The organism is Rhodococcus mengyinensis (assembly GCF_048381435.1).
Classification (GTDB): Bacteria; Actinomycetota; Actinomycetes; order Mycobacteriales; family Mycobacteriaceae; genus Rhodococcus_F; species Rhodococcus_F opacus_D.
Genome location: NZ_JBLWIT010000148.1, coordinates 211,531 through 227,706 on the forward strand (window position 1 = coordinate 211,531; position 16,176 = coordinate 227,706).

Annotated in this window: 13 protein-coding genes; all 13 read right to left on the bottom strand. The window is 65.8% G+C overall.

The window, feature by feature from the left end; all coding sequences use genetic code 11:
* Window position 1: 1 nt before the first annotated feature.
* The 13 genes from ACNJ7E_RS39190 to ACNJ7E_RS39250 all read right to left on the bottom strand — a co-directional run bounded on the left by ACNJ7E_RS39190 (window position 2) and on the right by ACNJ7E_RS39250 (window position 16,124).
* Complete coding sequence (locus tag ACNJ7E_RS39190) at window positions 2–1,435, bottom strand: MCE family protein (protein WP_283332097.1); 1,434 nt, start codon at window positions 1,433–1,435, stop codon at window positions 2–4.
* Window positions 1,432–2,580 (bottom strand): MCE family protein, encoded by a 1,149-nt coding sequence (locus ACNJ7E_RS39195; protein WP_283332098.1) that lies wholly within the window; start codon window positions 2,578–2,580, stop codon window positions 1,432–1,434. Before ACNJ7E_RS39195 ends, ACNJ7E_RS39190 begins: the two co-directional genes overlap by 4 nt.
* Window positions 2,577–3,851, bottom strand: a complete 1,275-nt coding sequence (locus ACNJ7E_RS39200; RefSeq protein ID WP_283332099.1) for an MCE family protein — start codon at window positions 3,849–3,851, stop codon at window positions 2,577–2,579. The genes ACNJ7E_RS39195 and ACNJ7E_RS39200 overlap by 4 nt, the downstream gene beginning before the upstream one ends.
* 3 nt (window positions 3,852–3,854) lie before the next feature.
* A complete protein-coding gene (locus ACNJ7E_RS39205; RefSeq protein WP_283332101.1) occupies window positions 3,855–5,078 on the bottom strand; it encodes an MCE family protein in 1,224 nt (407 codons plus the stop codon).
* Window positions 5,075–6,097 (bottom strand): MCE family protein, encoded by a 1,023-nt coding sequence (locus ACNJ7E_RS39210; protein WP_128638288.1) that lies wholly within the window; start codon window positions 6,095–6,097, stop codon window positions 5,075–5,077. The genes ACNJ7E_RS39205 and ACNJ7E_RS39210 overlap by 4 nt, the downstream gene beginning before the upstream one ends.
* Window positions 6,094–7,302, bottom strand: coding sequence for an MCE family protein (locus tag ACNJ7E_RS39215; RefSeq protein ID WP_418342349.1), 1,209 nt, complete (start codon window positions 7,300–7,302; stop codon window positions 6,094–6,096). The genes ACNJ7E_RS39210 and ACNJ7E_RS39215 overlap by 4 nt, the downstream gene beginning before the upstream one ends.
* An 11-nt stretch (window positions 7,303–7,313) precedes the next feature.
* A complete protein-coding gene (locus ACNJ7E_RS39220) occupies window positions 7,314–8,174 on the bottom strand; it encodes an MlaE family ABC transporter permease (protein WP_283332105.1) in 861 nt (286 codons plus the stop codon).
* Between the two features lie 5 nt (window positions 8,175–8,179).
* Window positions 8,180–8,983, bottom strand: coding sequence for an MlaE family ABC transporter permease (locus ACNJ7E_RS39225; protein WP_418342350.1), 804 nt, complete (start codon window positions 8,981–8,983; stop codon window positions 8,180–8,182).
* Window positions 8,984–9,095: 112 nt separating this feature from the next.
* Window positions 9,096–10,505, bottom strand: a complete 1,410-nt coding sequence (locus tag ACNJ7E_RS39230; protein WP_283332107.1) for an aldehyde dehydrogenase family protein — start codon at window positions 10,503–10,505, stop codon at window positions 9,096–9,098.
* Window positions 10,502–12,472 carry a flavin-containing monooxygenase gene (locus ACNJ7E_RS39235; protein ID WP_283332108.1) on the bottom strand — a complete coding sequence of 657 codons (1,971 nt, stop codon included), beginning with the start codon at window positions 12,470–12,472 and terminating at the stop codon, window positions 10,502–10,504. The genes ACNJ7E_RS39230 and ACNJ7E_RS39235 overlap by 4 nt, the downstream gene beginning before the upstream one ends.
* A gap of 153 nt (window positions 12,473–12,625) precedes the next feature.
* Window positions 12,626–13,720 (bottom strand): phosphotransferase, encoded by a 1,095-nt coding sequence (locus ACNJ7E_RS39240; protein WP_283332109.1) that lies wholly within the window; start codon window positions 13,718–13,720, stop codon window positions 12,626–12,628.
* A gap of 223 nt (window positions 13,721–13,943) precedes the next feature.
* Entirely contained in the window at window positions 13,944–15,248 is a 1,305-nt protein-coding gene (locus ACNJ7E_RS39245) for a TetR/AcrR family transcriptional regulator (protein ID WP_037227382.1), read from the bottom strand.
* Window positions 15,249–15,263: 15 nt separating this feature from the next.
* Window positions 15,264–16,124 (bottom strand): alpha/beta fold hydrolase, encoded by an 861-nt coding sequence (locus tag ACNJ7E_RS39250; protein WP_283332110.1) that lies wholly within the window; start codon window positions 16,122–16,124, stop codon window positions 15,264–15,266.
* Between the last annotated feature and the right edge of the window lie 52 nt (window positions 16,125–16,176).

The following is a 16,176-nucleotide window of genomic DNA, read 5'->3' on the forward strand; positions in this document are numbered from 1 at the left end:
ATCAGCGTCCTTGGGTAAGCAGATTTTCGAGGGTGGGCACCCCGCCCGGTGCCAGGTTGGACTGGCGGTAGACCTGTCCGTCGGCACCCTGGTATTCACCGGTGGAGGGGTTGTAACCCGCAGTTCCCACCGACGCCGGCGCGGCGGCAGGTTGCGGGACACCGATCGCGTCGAATGCGGCATTGCCCTCGGCGGCGAGCGGGTTGTCGGTGGTCGGGGTGGGATTGCCCACCCAGGGGTTGGTGCCCTTGGGGACGTATTCTTCGTCGCTCTTGCAGATTTCGACGGTGGGTGCCCGTTTGCCCGGCTTGTCCATGCAGGGCATGTTCCGGGCACCGCGAGAAGCGACGTCGGCGTCCTGCGGAACCGCGCAGTAGATCGGATCGGAGGTGCGGACGGGCGAGTCCACGGCCGATCCGTCGCGCCGCTCGGAGGCCGGGAGGAATCCTGTGGTGCATGGCGGAGAGGTGTTGAGGTTGAGGTTGAAGTCCATCAACGCCGCACCCGTCGAGTCCTCGTTCGGGACGGTCATCGTCTTCATCAGTCCGACGCTCGGGGGCACCAGCACCAGCGCCTGCTCGAGCGACCGGTTGTAGGTGACGGCGACCTGGCCGAGGCTGGTGAGATTGGCCAGCAGGATCGGGGTCGTCGGGCGCAGTCGCCGGAAGAGTTCCGTCAGCTCCGTCGACGCCGTCGGCGCGGTCTGGAAGATGCTGCGTACCTGCGCGTCACGTCCGGCCGCTTGCGCGCTGATCTCGCGGAGGTGTCGTACCCATTCCTGCAGGGCCGGGCCGCTGTCCACCTGGGATCGGAGGAACGGTGCGGCGTCTTCGATGAGGCGGGCGGTGGGGTCCGCGGTGTCGGCGGCGGTGGCTGCCACCGCGCTCGACGATTCGAGCAGTCGTTGGATGTCTTCACCGGTTCCGTTGAAGGCGTTGTAGCTTTCGTTGATGAGGGTGGCGAGCTTGTCCTCGGGGATGGCCTCGAGGCCCTTGTTGACGGTGTCGAACATCGGGGCGATGTCCTGCGGAACCGATGTCCGGTCGGCGGGGATGACATCGCCGTCCTGCAGGTACGGGCCGTCGAGGCCGGTGGGGACGAGATCGACGTATTGCTCGCCGATCGCCGATCGGCTGTGCACCTCGGCGCGGGCGTCGGCGGGGATCTTGGTGGTGCTGTCGACTCGAAGGGTCGCCCGCGCTCCCGTGTCCGTGGGCACGACGTCGGTGACCGTGCCGATCGTGGCACCGCGGTAGGTGACGTTGGCGGTTCCGTAGAGGCCGCCGCTCGTGGGCAGGTCGACCGTGAGTTGGTATTGGCCGATTCCGGCGAGTGCGGGGAGGCGCATGTAGTGCAGGCCCATCACTGTCAGCGCGACCACGGTGAGGATGCTGAAGATGGTCAATTGGATGCGGACGAATCGGGTGAGTATCACTGTCCACCTCGGATCACGACCGACTCGAGGGGAGCGGTCAATGGGTTCTTGTCCGCGGTCGGCATCCGGCCGACGGTGCGGCCCAGGGCGGTCTCCGCGTTGTAGAGGGTGCCGGCGAGTGGCGTGCCCTGGAGGAAGTTGGCGTCGATGCGGCCCAGGGTGAGGTCGAGGGTGGCGGAGAGATTGCCCGCGTCGCCCTGAATGTATTTGGGGAGACCGGCAAGGGGCCACGGGAAGGTGGGGAGCATGCCCAGGGAACCGGCGAGGCCCGGTCCGGCGTTCGCCAGCTCGCGCAGGGTCGGCGCGAGGTCCCGCAGGTTCTGTTGAATGTCCTCCGAGCCGGCTGTCACCGTTCGGTTCGCGACGTCGGCGAAATTGCCGACGGAGGTCACCGACCCGGTCAGGTTGTCCTTCTGCCGGTTGAGGGTCTCGATGGCGGGCGGTATCCGTTCGAGTGCGCTTTCGAGGGTCTGTGTCTGCTCGTTCGCGGTGAGCGAGAGCCGATCGAGTCCCTCCAACGCCGTCAGGATGTCGTCCTTCTGGGTGTTGAGTGCGCTGGTGAACGTGTCGAGCTGGGTCAGGAAGGTGCGCACGTCCGATTCGCGGCCGCCGAGGGCTGCGTTGAGCTGGGTGTCGATCTCCTGCAGCTGGCCGAGGCCGCCGCCGTTGAGCACCACCGACACGGCCGCCAGTGTCTGTTCCGTGGTCGGGTATTGGCCCGCATGATCGAGGGGGATGGTGTCGCCGTCCCCGAGTGAGCCGCTCGGTGCCTCGTCGAGTGGTTCGGCGAGCTCGACGTGGAGCGAGCCGAGCAGGCTGGTCTGTCCGATCTTCGCGGTGGCGTTCTTCGGCAGGGCGACACCGCCGTCGAGCCGCACGGTGACCAGCGCGTGCCAGTCCTGTAATTGCACGTCGGTGACGTTCCCGACGGTCACATCGTGTACCCGGACGCGGCTGTTGCGCTGGATCGACGTGACGTTCGGCATCTGGATGGTCACGGTGTACGAGCCTGCTCCCGATCCCTCGGTTCCGGGGAGCGGCAGTGAGTTCGCGCCTTCCCAGCCGCAGCTGGTGAGCAGTGCCGCGGACAGTCCTGTCAATGCGAGGCCGATCGACCGTCGTAGGGGTTTGTGCCGGAACATCATCGGCCTCCACTCGTCGTCGGTGTCGCCAGTCCGAGCAGGCCCGCGATGCCGCCGCGGGCGTCGATCGTGCGCACCGGTGCCGTCGGCACCGTGCCGCGCAGCGAGTCTTGGCTGTAATCGATCTGGTCGGGGCGCACCTGGACGCTGGTGATCGGGTTCGCGCCCGCGGGTGGGTAGTTCATCTGGATCAGATTGAGGACCGGGGCAAGATGCTGGACGCAGAGTTTCGCCGATTCGGCGGCACCCTTCTGGCTCGCGGCCTGGATTGCACCGCAGATGAATTGGATGGGGTTCTGCATCTGGGTCACCGCCAGCGCACCGGTCATCGAGCCCTGCGCCGGCTGGTAGATGTTGTAGAAGTTCTGCAGTGTGTTCGGCAGAACGTGGAGAAGTTGCTCGATGTCCGGGCGTGATTCGTTCAGCATCGTCGTCACCGCGGCGAGATCGTCGACAGATTTGCCGAGACCTTCCCGGTTGTCGCCGATGAACTCACCGATACGGTGCACGAGGGCGTCCACGCTGTCGAGCGAGGTGGCGAGTTCCTGATCGGAGTTGGTGAGAACACCGGAAACCGACGCCAGATTGTGATTGAGCTGGACGATCTGCTCGTCGCTCGCGGCGAGCGCGGAGACGAACACCTGCAGGTTGCGCACCGTGGCGAACACGTCGTCCCGCCCGTCGGACAGTGTCGACATCGCCTCGGACAGCTTGGTCAGGGTGGTGTTGATATCGGTTCCCTTGCCGCTGAACGAATCCGCGGCATCGTTGACGAACTGGCCGAGCGGTCCGTTGGCGCTGTCCGGGGTGGGGCCGAGCGACTCGGAGAGGTGCTGGAGTTGTGCGCGGAAGTCGTCCCACTCGATCGGCACCGCGGTGCGTTCGAGCGGAATCTCGTCGTGATCGGCGAGGGCGGGCCCGCCCGTGTAGGCGGGGGTCAGCTGGATCGCCCGGGAGGTGACGAGGCTCGGGGAGAGGATCGCGGCCTTGGCGTCCTGGGGAACCTGATACTGCGAGTCGTAATGGAAGGTGACCTTCATCCGTTCGCCGTCGGGCTCGATCGCGTCGATCTTGCCGACGTCGACGCCGAGGATCTTCACCTGGTCGCCGACGTAGATTCCGTTGGTGTTCGCGAAGTACGCCGTCACGGTCGTCGTGGACCTCGTGCGGTAGAGACTCCACGCGGTGGCGGCGACGACGGCGAGGGCCACCACGACGAGCGCGGCGATCCAGACGCGGCGTGAGCCTCGGAGTGCGTTCAACATCGTCGACATGTCCTATCCGCCCAGTCCGGGCAGTGGGGGCAGACCGGGCATCGAGATCTGCGGCAGCGCGGGGAGAGCGGGTGCCGCCGGGGCCTGCGTCGAGTTCGCGACCGGTAGCTCGCCGGGCTGCACCGGGCAGTTGCTCGGGTTCGGCAACGGTGTCGCGCTGCCAGGGGGTACGGCGCCCGGTGCGCTGTTGTCGCCGCAGGTCACCGGGAAGGTGTTCTGCCCGTTCAGGGTGCCGGGGTTGATGCCCTGCTCCGCGAACGCGGCGTCGATGAACGGCTGCAGGTACTGCCCGGGCAGCAGGTTCATGATGTAGGCCTTGAAGAACGGGCCGGAGGCCACAGACTCCCCCAGGGACGTCGCGTACTGCGACAACGGCTTCAGCGACGCCGCCAGGTTGTCCTTCTGCTGGTTCAGCAGATCGGTCGTCGTGTTCAGCTGCTCGAGAACCGGCCGCAGCTGCGCCTCGTTGTCGTCGACGAGACCGTTCACCTGCGCCGTCACCGCCGTGACATTGCCGAGCAGGGTGTCGATCGCCCGGCGTCGCTGCGCGAGTGAGGCGAAGAGGGTGTTGCCGTCGACGAGCAGCCTGTCGATCTGATTGCTCCGCTCGGACAGCACCCCCGTCACCGATTCCGCGTTGCGGGACAGGTCCTGGATCAACTGGTCCCGGGAGCTTACGGTGTCCGAGAACCGGGACATTCCGTCCAGTGCCGCACTGAGGTTCGGTTGGGTCTGATCGAGCGTCTCGCCCAGCGTGTCCAGGGCACCGGTCAGTTTGTCGGTGTCGAGTCCGCTGATCGTCGTGGTGAGGTCGCCGAGGGCGTCCGTGAGCAGGTACGGCGTGGTGGTCTGGGCGAGCGGGATGACGTCGTCCGTGGCGAGGAGGTCGTCGTCGCCGCGCGGCGTGACCTGGAGGTACTTGTTGCCGAGCACCGTCCGCGTCTTGATCGACAGTTCCGTTTTGCTGCCGAGGCGTACTCCGTCCGCCGTGAACTCGATGAGGACCTTGTCTCCGTCGAGTTCGACGGAGTGGACCTTGCCGACCTCGACGCCGGCGATCATGACCTTGTCGCCGCTGAGCAGGCCGCCGGTGTCACCGAAGTACGCCGAATAGCGGGAGGACGTGGTCAGGTACTGCAGCTTCTCGAAGTTCATGGCGGTGAGCACGACGATGAGGGTGATCGCGACACCGATCAGGCCGATTCGTGCGGTCTTGGAGCGAATCATTGTGGTGTGCACCTCCCGGCCCGCTGGCCGACGATCGGTATGTACACGGGGTCTCCGTTCGGACCGTTCACCTTCAGCTGCACATCGCAGAGGTAGAACGTGAAGAAGTCGCCGAACAGGCCCAGCCTCGACAGCTTGTTGTAGGCCGCGGGAAGGGAATTGAACGCCCAGTTGATGTAGTCCTGGTCGGCGACCACCTGGTCGGAAAGCCTGCCGGCCTGGGTGATGTCTTCCTTCAGGTCCGGGCGGGTCGACTCGAGGAGCGCGGCCATCGAGTTGGATGCGTCGTCGATGTGGACGAGGGCGTCGCCGAGCGGGTCCGACTGCTCCCCCAGCCGGGTGACGAGTTGCTGGAGCTGGTCGATGCCCTGGTTGAACTCGGCGTTCCGTCGGTCGACGGTGCCGAGGAGGGTGTTGAGGTTGCCGATCACGGCACCGATCAGCTGGTCGCGGTCGGCGAGGACCGAGGTCAGCTGTCCGGCTTGCTGCAGGAAGTGGTCGATGGTGCCGCCCTGCCCTTGGAAGACGTCGACGAGCGAGGTCGACAGCGCATTGACCTGTTCGGGATCGAGCGCCTTGAACAACGGCCGGAAACCGTTGATCAGGGCGTCGAGATCCAGCGCAGGAACCGTGCGTTCGACGGGAATGGTGTCACCCTCGGCAAGCGGTGTGAGCGGACCCGACCCTTCGACGAGTTCGAGGTAGTGATCGCCGATGAGGTTGCTGAACTTCACTGCGGCACGGGTCGACTCGGTGAGTGGAACGTTCTTCGTCAGCGCGAACGTCACCATCGCCGTGGAGTCCTCCCGCACGTCGACCGATGTCACCTTGCCGACCTCGACGCCGGCAACCCGGACGAATTCGTTGTCCCGGAGCCCGGACACATCGTCGAACACGGCGCTGTACTGCCTTTCGCTGCCGAAGCGGAACTGCCCGAAGACGATGACGACCGCTGCGGTGAACAGCACCATCACGATGGAGAAGATCGCGAGTTTCGTTGCGGTTGCTGAAATCTTCATCGCGGAGCCACCCCTCCCACGGCCGTGCCGAAGAGGTACTCCACGAAGCTCGGCGATCCCGCGCGGGGCGCGGTCGCATTCGCGATGTTCGCGCCGCCGTCGACCACCAGGTGCGGGGTCGGGTACATCTCCTTGGTGATCTCCGGGTAGCAGCCGGGTGCGCCGCCGGGGCCGCCCCGGCCCTGGACGATCGGAAGATTTTCGGGGTACGTGTAGTTGTCGTCGCCGGGCATGATTCCCGCATCCAGTTCGAGTGAGTAACCGGTGTTTCCGGCACCGAAGCGCTGTTCGGCTTCGGCCACGTTCGCGGCCTGCTGGAAGAGGCAGGCGTACTCGGGGCTGTATTCGGCCAGCAGCGCCGTCGTGGGTACGAACAGTCTCATAGTGTCGAGGAAGCTCTTCTCGTTCTCGGATGCGATACCGAATCCCTCGTCGCCCATCGCTCGGAAGGCCTGCAGCGTGGACTCGAGTGGCTTCTCCTCGGCAACCAGGGTGTCCGAGGTGACGCTGGCGTTGCCGAGCAATGCCATGAAGTCGGGCACCGCCTCCGCGTAGGTATTCGCTGTGATGGCGGTGTCGCGCCAGTCGTTCGCGAGGGTCGGCAGGGTCGGATTGACCGCTGCCAGGAAGGTGTTGGCGTCGGTGAACGTGGTGCCGAGTTGATCACCGCGACCGCGCAGACCGGTGGCCACCGCGCCGAGTGTCGCGTTCAGCTTCGCTGCGTCGACGTGCTCGGTGACCGACGTCAAGTTCTCGAACACCGTGTTGATCTCGGTCGTCACGTTGCGCGAACGCACCTCCTGTCCTGCCGCGAGCGGCTCACTCGACGCTCCGTCCGGAACCTCGAGGGCCACGTACTTCGACCCGAACGCGGTGGTGGCCTTGATCTCCGCGACGGTATCGGCGGTGAGGAGTCCGAACCACTGCTCGTCGATGTCGAGCTGCAGGCTCGCTCCGTCGGCGACGTGGTCGATCTCACGGACCTTGCCGATCTGGACTCCGTTCAGCTGCACCTTGGCTCCCTCATCCATCACCAGGCCGGAACGGTCCGACACGACGGTCAGGGGAACCGTGCTGTTGAATGCCCCCTTGAAGGACAGCAGGCAGCCGAATAGAATCGCCGCGAGTCCGACGACGAGTGCTGCGCCCTTCGTTTTCAACGGCGGCGGGTGATAGTGCGACTTGGCACTTCTTCTCGAGATCATGATCCTTACCCCTAGCCCGCAAGATTGAAGTTGCCGGACGCTCCGTAGATCGCCAGGGACGCAATGAGGGTGACCGAGACGACCGCGATCAGCGACGTCCGGACCGCACGTCCGACCGCTTCTCCCACGCCGGCCGGTCCACCGGAGGCGTGGTAGCCGTAGTAGCAGTGGATGAGCATCACCACGAGCGCCATGACCACCGCTTGCAGGAACGACCAGAACAGGTCGGTGGGCCGCAGGAAGGTGGTGAAGTAGTGGTCGTACACGCCGGACGACTGCCCGTACACGTATGTGGTGGTGAACTGGGAGGCGACGAACGACATGATCACGGCCATCGAGTAGAGCGGGACGATCGAGATCATGCCGGCGATCAGACGCGTCGACACGAGATAGGACATGGACCGGATGCCCATGACTTCGAGGGCGTCGATCTCCTCGCTGATGCGCATGGCACCCAATTGGGCGGTGGCGCCCGCGCCGATCGTGGCGGCGAGGGCGATGCCCGAGATCACCGGGGCCACGATGCGGACGTTGATGAACGCCGCGAAGAATCCGGTCAGGGCCTCGACACCGATGTTGCCGAGTGAGCTGAATCCCTGGATCGCGAGAAGTGTTCCGCCGGAGAGCGTCATGAATCCGACGATGACGACGGTACCGCCGATGATCGCCATCGCGCCCGAGCCCATACCGATCTCGGCGATCAGTCGCACGGTCTCCTTCTTGTAGCTGCTGATCGCGTGCGGGGCGAGCCGGATGGTCTTGCCGAAGAAGTCTGCTTGATGCCCGATTGCTTGGAGGATGCGGACCGGGACCCCGGCCGTATCAGCCAGTTTCGGGTGCCGGCTTCCGGCAACGGTCTTGTGCACTGCCATGGTGGTCAGGCTCCTGTTCCGAATTTGACGCCGATGGCGGTGACCACGACGTTGACCGCGAACAAGGCCATGAAGGCGTAGACGACGGTCTCGTTCACCGCGTCGCCGACACTCTTCGGGCCGCCCTTCACGGTGAGGCCGCGGTGACATGCCACCAGGCCGGCGATCAGCCCGAACAGGGTGGCCTTGACTTCCGAGATGATCACCTCCGGCAGCCCGGTCACGAACGTCAGCGAAGAGACGTACGCACCGGGGGTGACGTTCTGGATGTAGACGGAGAACAGGAACCCGCCGGTGAGCCCGATCGTGATGACGAGGCCGTTGAGCAGGACCGCCACGAACATCGACGCCAGCACGCGTGGCACGACGAGTCGTTGGATCGGGTCGATTCCGAGCACCCGGATCGCGTCGATCTCCTCCCGGATGGTGCGGGCACCCAGATCGGCGCAGATCGCCGTGGCACCCGCTCCCGCCACGATGAGCACGGTCACAAGTGGTCCGATCTGCGTGACCGCGCCGAGTCCGGCTCCGGCACCGGACAGGTCGGCCGCGCCGAACTCCACGAGCAGGATGTTGAGGGTGAACACCACGAGCACGGTGAACGGCAATGCGACCAGGAGCGTCGGCAGCAGCGCGACTCGCACAATGAACCACGACTGCAGCACCAACTCGCGCCACTGGAAGGGGCGCTTCGCCATGGCCCGGAACGCCTCGCCGCACAACTCGAAGAAGCCTCCGACGGCGCGCAGCCCCGTGTCGACGCCGGACGCAATTTTCGCGGTCGCGGACTCGCGCACAGGCACACTCATGACGGGCCCTTCTCTGGATACGGAGCTGTGCGGGCACAGCGGGATACTCGAGATGACAACGCTCTGGTTCCTTTACGGCGAAGAGGGTGGTCGGACGATTCCACGCCGGCAGCTATCCCATGAGGCGGCGGAGCAGCCGGGTCGCGAAGGCTCCGTAGGGCGGGTAGGCGAACGACGGATCCGGATTGGTCGGCTTGCGCAATACGGACTTTCTATGACTGAAGGTCGCGAACCCGTGCTCGCCGTGGTAGTCGCCGGTCCCGGAGGCACCGACGCCGCCGAACGGGAGGTCGGGGACGAGTAGCTGGTAGAGGAGGTGATTGACACCGACCGAGCCCGAGGAGGTGTTGCCCAGGACGGTCTGCACGGTGTCGTCGTTCTCTGTGAACAGATACAGCGCGAGAGGCTTCGGCCGGCTGTTCACCATCTCGACGGCGTCGTCGACGGACGTCACCGTCACCACCGGCAGAATAGGCCCGAAGATCTCCTCGGTCATGAGCGGCGAGTCGAGATCGGGGTCCGTGACCACCGTGGCGGCGAACCGGAGGGTGCCACGGTCGCGTTGCCCACCGGTCGTGTCGCCGCCGTGTCCGTCCAGGAGTGCGGCGAGGCGATCGAAGTGGTTCTCGTTGACGATGCGGGTGGGTTCCGCTCGCCAGGCGTTGTCGAGCTCCCTCAGGAGCCGTTCGACGAACGCCGGCCGCACCGAGTCCTCGACGAGAACGTAATCGGGTGCAATGCATGCCTGTCCGCTGTTGACGCATTTCGCCCACGCGATGCGCCGCGCGGCGACGTCGAGGTCGGCGTCGGCCGCCACGATCACCGGGCTCTTGCCGCCGAGTTCGAGCGTCACGGGGGTGAGGTGCTCGGCAGCCGCGGTCGCGACCAGTCGCCCGACGCGCGCCGATCCGGTGAAGAACACATGGTCGAACTTCTCCCGGAGGACGGCAGCGCTCACCTCGGCGCCACCGTTGGCGACGACGACCGCGGACGGGTCGAGATACTTCGGTAGCAACTCGGCCAGCACCTGCGCGGTGCGCGGGGCCAACTCCGACGGCTTGACGAGCACGACGTTGCCGGCCGCCAGAGCGCTCACGAGGGGTTGGAGGGTGAGCAGGAGAGGGAAGTTCCAGGCACCGATCACCAGGACCACGCCCTTCGGTTCCGCCACGGTCCATGCCTTTCCCGGCTGCTGCGTCACGGGCAGCGCTGTGCGCTGCGGCCGTGACCACCGCTCCAGGTTTTTCAGCGTGTGCCGGATCTCGGCGTGGACCGGGGCGAGGTCACCCATGAAGGTTCCGATCGCCGAGCGTCCCAGATCCTGTTCGACCGCGGCCGCAAGATGGCTCTCCCGCTCGGACAGGAGTCGGGCGAGACCCTCGAGTTGGGCGCGACGCCAGGTGAGCGAGCGGGTGCGTCCGCTGCGGAAAGTCGCGCGCAGCAGGGCTACCTGCCCGGCGCCGTCCGTTATGGCGGCGATCGGTGCCGGTACTGGGGCGGCCTTGCGAGTTGCGGTGCTCATGCGAAGCTTCCATCCGTCCGGGCTGCCGGTGACAGCGCTGATTCCACGTCGAAGTCGTCCATGTTCGGCTGGTGCGTGCGGCGCCAGTACTCGATGTACTGCCAGGGGCTGTTGGTCACCACACGTCCGCGGCTGTTGCGGTAGTAGGTCGTCATGCCGGGGTGGGTCCAGATGGTGCGCGACAACGCTTCTCCGAGTTCGTCGTCGTACTTGTCGAAGGTGTCCTGCCGGACTTCGACACTCGCGAGACCCTCGTCGATCATCTCGGCGAGGACACGTGTGACGTACTGGACCTGGATCTCGGTGCCCGCGACGACGGTGCCGCCGTGACCGGTGTTGGTGTTCGGACCGTAGAGGCAGAAGAAGTTGGGGAAGCCGGGGACGGTGATGCCGAGGTAGGCGCGGCCGTCGTCGTGGCCCCAGTAGTCGCGCAGCGATTGTCCGCCCCGCCCTCGGATGTCGACCGATCCGAGGACTTGGACAGCGTCGAATCCGGTTGCCAGAACGATGATGTCGGCCTCGTGTTCGACACCGTCCGCGGTGCGCACGCCGCGCGGGGTGACGGTCTCGATGTTCTCGGTCACCAGGTCGACGTCGTCGCGGCGGATCGTGCGGAACCAGCCGTTGTCGATGAGCAGACGCTTGCCGTAGGGCGGGTACGACGGCAGGCTCTTCTCGAGAAGGTCGGGGCGACCGTCGAGTTCGCTCTCGATGTGCGCAGTGAGGATCCTGCGTAGTTTGTCGTTGCTGCGGTTGATCGCGCGGTCGGCGTGCGGGTACTCGGGATCGATCTGCAGGAGACCGTGGAGTTTGTCGCCCATCCGCCAGAACAGTCGGAGGCGGTACCAGCCCTGGTAGTGCGGGATGTGGCGGTTCAGGAATGCGACGCCCTCGGGAATGTCCCGGCGGTAGTTGGGGTGTGGCATGGCCCATTGGGGGGAACGCTGGAAGACGCGCAGGTTGCTCGCCACTCCGGCGGCGGCGGGCACGAACTGCATCGCGCTCGCCCCCGTGCCGATCACCGCGACGCGTTTGCCCTCGATGTCCACGTCGCGGTCCCAGCGCGCGGTGTGCAGGCAGGGGCCCTCGAAGGTGTCGAGTCCGGCGATGGCGGGGGTGCTGGGGCGGTTCAGCAGGCCCACCGCGCTGACGAGGATGCCGGCGTCGAGTTCGTCCTCGAGCCCGTCCGCGCCGCGCGTCACGATCTTCCAGAGCGCCTGATCCTCGTCGTAGTTGGCCGACACCGCCTCGGTCGAGAACAAGATGCTCCGGCGGATGTTCCACCGGTCCGCGAGCGACCGCCAGTACTCGGCGAGTTCGTCGCGGCCCGCAAAGAACCGGGTCCAATCCGGGTTCCGCGCGAACGACAGGGAGTACAGGTTGCTCGGGGTGTCCACACCGCAGCCGGGATAGACGTTCTCGTGCCACGTTCCGCCGACGTCGTCGTTCTTCTCGATGATGACGTACGGGATCTTCGCCTGTTCGAGCCGGATCGCCAGGCACAGCCCCGACAGCCCGGCCCCGATGATGGCGACCCGCAGTGGAACCTCACCCTCGACGGCCGCCGCGGGAACCGACGCTCGGGGGTAGATTCCGAGTTCCTCGCCGAGGAGGTTGCCGTAGTCGGCGGGCAGTTGCTCCCCCAGCGACACACTCAGGAGCCGGACCAGCCTGGCAGGATCGGGCACCGGCCCGGGTTCGAGCTCACCGTCGCGAAAGCGGCGTAGGACCTCGAAGGCCTCCAGGCGGATCCGCTCCTGCATTTCCTCGGTGAACCCACCGGAGTCGTGGTCGCCGAGGTCCGTGGGCGGTGTCGGAACGAACGGCTCTTCGATCCAGCGGTCCTCGCCGGTCAGGTGCGCCAGTGCCGCGAGCAGCGCGGGCAGATTCGCCACGGCCAGTGCGTCGCGGAGGTCTTGGTCAGTAAAGGAATCGGGCGCCGATCCCGGCGTCGTAGTCTGCTGCATATAGTGACCATACATAGTGTTCATACGTGATGTCAATCACTCGGGGCGGAGGGAAAATGGCACGAGAAAAGGGGACGAGCCGGACGAGCCACGGCCGACAACGGCAACCGTGAAACGAACTCCAGCCCATCCCCTTCCGTGGGGATCGGGAAATCAGTCCCGGAAGAGCAGCGCGAACGGATCGTGATCCTCGATGGCTGCGGCGTACCGATGGGCCATGGCGGCAACGGTTTCCGAGGGCTGCATCACGGTGGGAACGCACATCCAGGCGAACCCGTGCAAGGTGTGCCGTCGGTAGTCCGCCCACGCCTCGTCGGGCGCGATCCGCGGTCCGCCATGCGCTTCGAGCGCATCGAGGTAGTGCGCGAGCAGATCGCGTTCGTGCGTGCGACGGTCTTCGATGCTCAGCGCCGAGCCGATGAAATAGGCGACGTCGTGCGACCACGGCGCCAGGCAGGCCGTCTGCCAGTCCAAGAACGCCGGCGCCCGTCCGGGAATCCGGTACAGCTGTGCGAAATGCGCGTCGCCATGGTTGATGGTGTGCACGGCGTTGTCATCGTGCTCCCACAGCGCACGAAAGGCCCGGCGGACACGTTCGTCGTCACGCAGCCCCGCAGACAGTTCGGGAACCTCGTCACGACTGATCAGGGGGTGGAATTGCTCGGGGCTGAGCATGACCTGGAACGCCTGCCGGGCCGCTTCGACACCGACGGGAAGCCAGGCGTACCGGCCCTTCGTACTGCCCCACAGGGGACCGTGCCAGCTTGCCTGGACTTCGAGTGTCTCGGCGACGGTGTCGATGGACCACAGATTTGTGGCCTCGCCGAATTCGGCGCCCCGTGCCGTGAGGTCTTCGAGGATGACGATGCCCTGCTCTGGTTCGGCCTCAGCGTAGAAACACGCGGGAACCTCCGCCCGGAGGTTCGGCGCGAGATCGCGGTAGAAGCAACCTTCCAGCTCGTAGGCGGCTCCGAGACCGAATGCGCGGCTACGTTCGTCGAATCCCCCCTTGATGCAGACTCTTTCGGGAATGCCGTGCGACTCGCCGTCGAACGTGAGCTTGGCGAACGCCTTCGTGGCGGATCCCCAGATGACACGGTCGATGTCCACTCCCGTCACCCGGATTCCGGGCCGTTCCTTGGCAAGTGCGGCGGTCATCCATTCGGGAGTCAACTCTTCAATGGTGCGGACGAGCGGAGCGGCCGAGGCAGCGCCGTCGGTCACGGGAGAGGTGGAGGTGTGAATCATGTCACCGACAATACAAAGTGTTCAGACGCTATGTCAATGCTCTCCCGGGTCCCGCCACCTGCCGATTCGGACGTGTCAAACAAGGCGTCTGTCCAGTACGAACAGACACGATTCCTAGGCTGAACGCCAAAAAGGCACGCCACACGAGGAGGCGTGCCTATCGACCTGTTCGTACTCGTAAACCGGGCTGAACAACGCGAGCGGTCAACCAGTACACATGGGGTCAGATACCGTAGATGGCAGAGACGAGCAGCTCGCCGAGCAATTTCGTGACGGAGCCGATGTCTTCGAGGTATTCTTCCTGCGCCATCGAGCCGGCCACCGTCCGCTCGATGGTCCACATGATCACGGCCGCGAATTCAGCCGCGGGAGGGCCGTCCACGGCGATACCGACAGCACGGTCCGCCTCGATCATGGCCTGTAGCGCGGTAGTCATCCGGCTGACCGTCTCGAGGTAGAGGCGACGCAACTCGGGACGACGCGGCCATTCGTGAACGGCGTTGCGCGCCACCGCGAGAGTGGCCTCGTCGAGGTCGAGCCAGGCAGCGACGAGTTCACTGATCCGGGCCGGGTCGTCCCGGTCTACCTTCACGAGCAATTCGAATCCATTCGCGATCCGTTCTGCGAATTCCTTGAACAGCGCGACGAACGCGTCGTCCTTGCTTCCGAAGTAGAAGTAGAACGTTCCCCGGGAGGCGTCGGCGCGTTCGAGTATCTGGGCGACGCTCAATTCGTCGAGTGACTCCTCCTGCAGCAGGTCATTGACGGCCTTCAGGATGGTGGCGGCAGTATCGGTACTCGCCGTCGCCTCTCCTGCGGCCTGCGCTGCCGCAATCGTGGCCACCGCGTTTGCGCTCTTCGCTGCGGACTTCTTACGCCGGGCGCGTTTGACCGGCCGCTGGTTGCCGTAGATGGCCGCGAACGTGAGCGCCACGATCGAGTCGAGGGCGCTCTCGGCGGATGGCAGTCGCTCGTCCAGGTTCTTGGAGCCAACGTAGAATGTGCGCTCCACACCGCCCACCAGCATGGTGGCGATCATCTCGGGTGGTGCCCCGTCGGGTGCGGTCCCGTTGTCGCGTTCGTGGGTGATCTGCTCGGAGATGGCCCGAACGAACTGTTCGAGCATCACCTTCCAGGCCGCGGCGACGGCGGGGACGGTGTGCATCTGTTCCACGGCAGCACAGATCACCGCGCCGTGCTCGGACCACATATCGATGGTGCCGCGCATGCTGGCGTCCATCGATTTGGCGCGGGTCTTGCCGGGCGGCGCCTGCCAGGGGACGGCATCTGCGTACGCGTCGTCGAACAGCCGCGCGATCATCGCGACGAGGACGTCGTACTTGGAGGCGAAGTAATGGTAGAAATTTGCTCGGGACAGGCCGGCGCGTTTGATGATCTGCGCGACGGTGAGGTCCTGCATCGAGGTCTCCTGCAGTAACTGCTCGGTTGCCTCGAAGATCGCGACCTCGGCGCTGCGTTGCCCGTCGTGTGCGCGTGGTCGTTGTCGCGTTACCGGCCGTGTACTCACGTTATCGAGAATATCCTATGTCTGGACACTGTGTGTGGACGGGGACTCGACGAGTGTCATCGTGGGCCCCGGGCCCTTCCGAAGGGCATGCAGCAGGGCCGCGTCGAAGGCGTCGGCCATCTCGAGCATCGGGTAGTGCCCGCAGTCGAGTTCCACGAGCGTGCTCGAGGTCTTCTCGTGGACCCATCTGGCGCCGCGAACGGACAACGCCGGGTCCGAGGTCCCGATGATCTGGGTGACCGGGACGTCGATGTCGCCGAGAATATGCACCTGGCCGGTGCGCAGGAGTGTGGTCATGCACGCGTTGGCGGCCCAACTCGGTGTCTGCAGGGAGATGCGGTGCAGCCAGTCCAGGATCTGCTGGTCCGGTGGCGTCCCGAACGGGTCTCCGACGGCTCGGCGGCGGTAGGGCAGCCGGTTCGCGTGCTCGGCGGCGTGCATCTCGCCCTCGATCGCGTCGGCGGGTACTCCGAATGGATAATCCGGCTGCCGGGCTCCGGCCACACCGTTCGACGCGACGAGCACCAGGCGATCGACCAGCGCCGGATAGCGGTGGGCCATGCGCAGCGCGGTCATCCCGCCCAACGACCAGCCGACGACGGCGGCGCGGGGGGCACCGAGCGCCTCGAGGACGGCGGCACCGTCGGCGGCGAGGCGATCGATGCCGTAGCCGCCCATAGGGGCATCGGAGCCGCCGTGTCCCCGCAGGTCCATCGCGAGCACACGATGCCCGGCTTCTGCGAGCACGCGGATTTGGCGGTCCCACACCTCGGAGTTCAGGCTCCAGCCGTGGATCAGCAGGACGGGATCGCCCGCGCCGAGTTCGAGGACATTGACCCGCACACCGGGCTCGACCTCCACCAACGTCGCACTCATGTTTCTCCTCTTCGCGCTCCGCGACCGCACGGCCGGGAGAAGTGGAATGCCG

Coding starts and splice junctions, on each gene's coding strand:
- ACNJ7E_RS39235 (WP_283332108.1), bottom strand. CDS start 12,472: ATGCAGCAGACTACGACGCCGGGATCGGCGCCCGATTCCTTTACTGAC.
- ACNJ7E_RS39215 (WP_418342349.1), bottom strand. CDS start 7,302: ATGATCTCGAGAAGAAGTGCCAAGTCGCACTATCACCCGCCGCCGTTG.
- ACNJ7E_RS39195 (WP_283332098.1), bottom strand. CDS start 2,580: ATGATGTTCCGGCACAAACCCCTACGACGGTCGATCGGCCTCGCATTG.
- ACNJ7E_RS39230 (WP_283332107.1), bottom strand. CDS start 10,505: ATGAGCACCGCAACTCGCAAGGCCGCCCCAGTACCGGCACCGATCGCC.
- ACNJ7E_RS39220 (WP_283332105.1), bottom strand. CDS start 8,174: ATGGCAGTGCACAAGACCGTTGCCGGAAGCCGGCACCCGAAACTGGCT.
- ACNJ7E_RS39240 (WP_283332109.1), bottom strand. CDS start 13,720: ATGATTCACACCTCCACCTCTCCCGTGACCGACGGCGCTGCCTCGGCC.
- ACNJ7E_RS39210 (WP_128638288.1), bottom strand. CDS start 6,097: ATGAAGATTTCAGCAACCGCAACGAAACTCGCGATCTTCTCCATCGTG.
- ACNJ7E_RS39225 (WP_418342350.1), bottom strand. CDS start 8,983: ATGAGTGTGCCTGTGCGCGAGTCCGCGACCGCGAAAATTGCGTCCGGC.
- ACNJ7E_RS39200 (WP_283332099.1), bottom strand. CDS start 3,851: ATGTCGACGATGTTGAACGCACTCCGAGGCTCACGCCGCGTCTGGATC.
- ACNJ7E_RS39205 (WP_283332101.1), bottom strand. CDS start 5,078: ATGATTCGCTCCAAGACCGCACGAATCGGCCTGATCGGTGTCGCGATC.
- ACNJ7E_RS39250 (WP_283332110.1), bottom strand. CDS start 16,124: ATGAGTGCGACGTTGGTGGAGGTCGAGCCCGGTGTGCGGGTCAATGTC.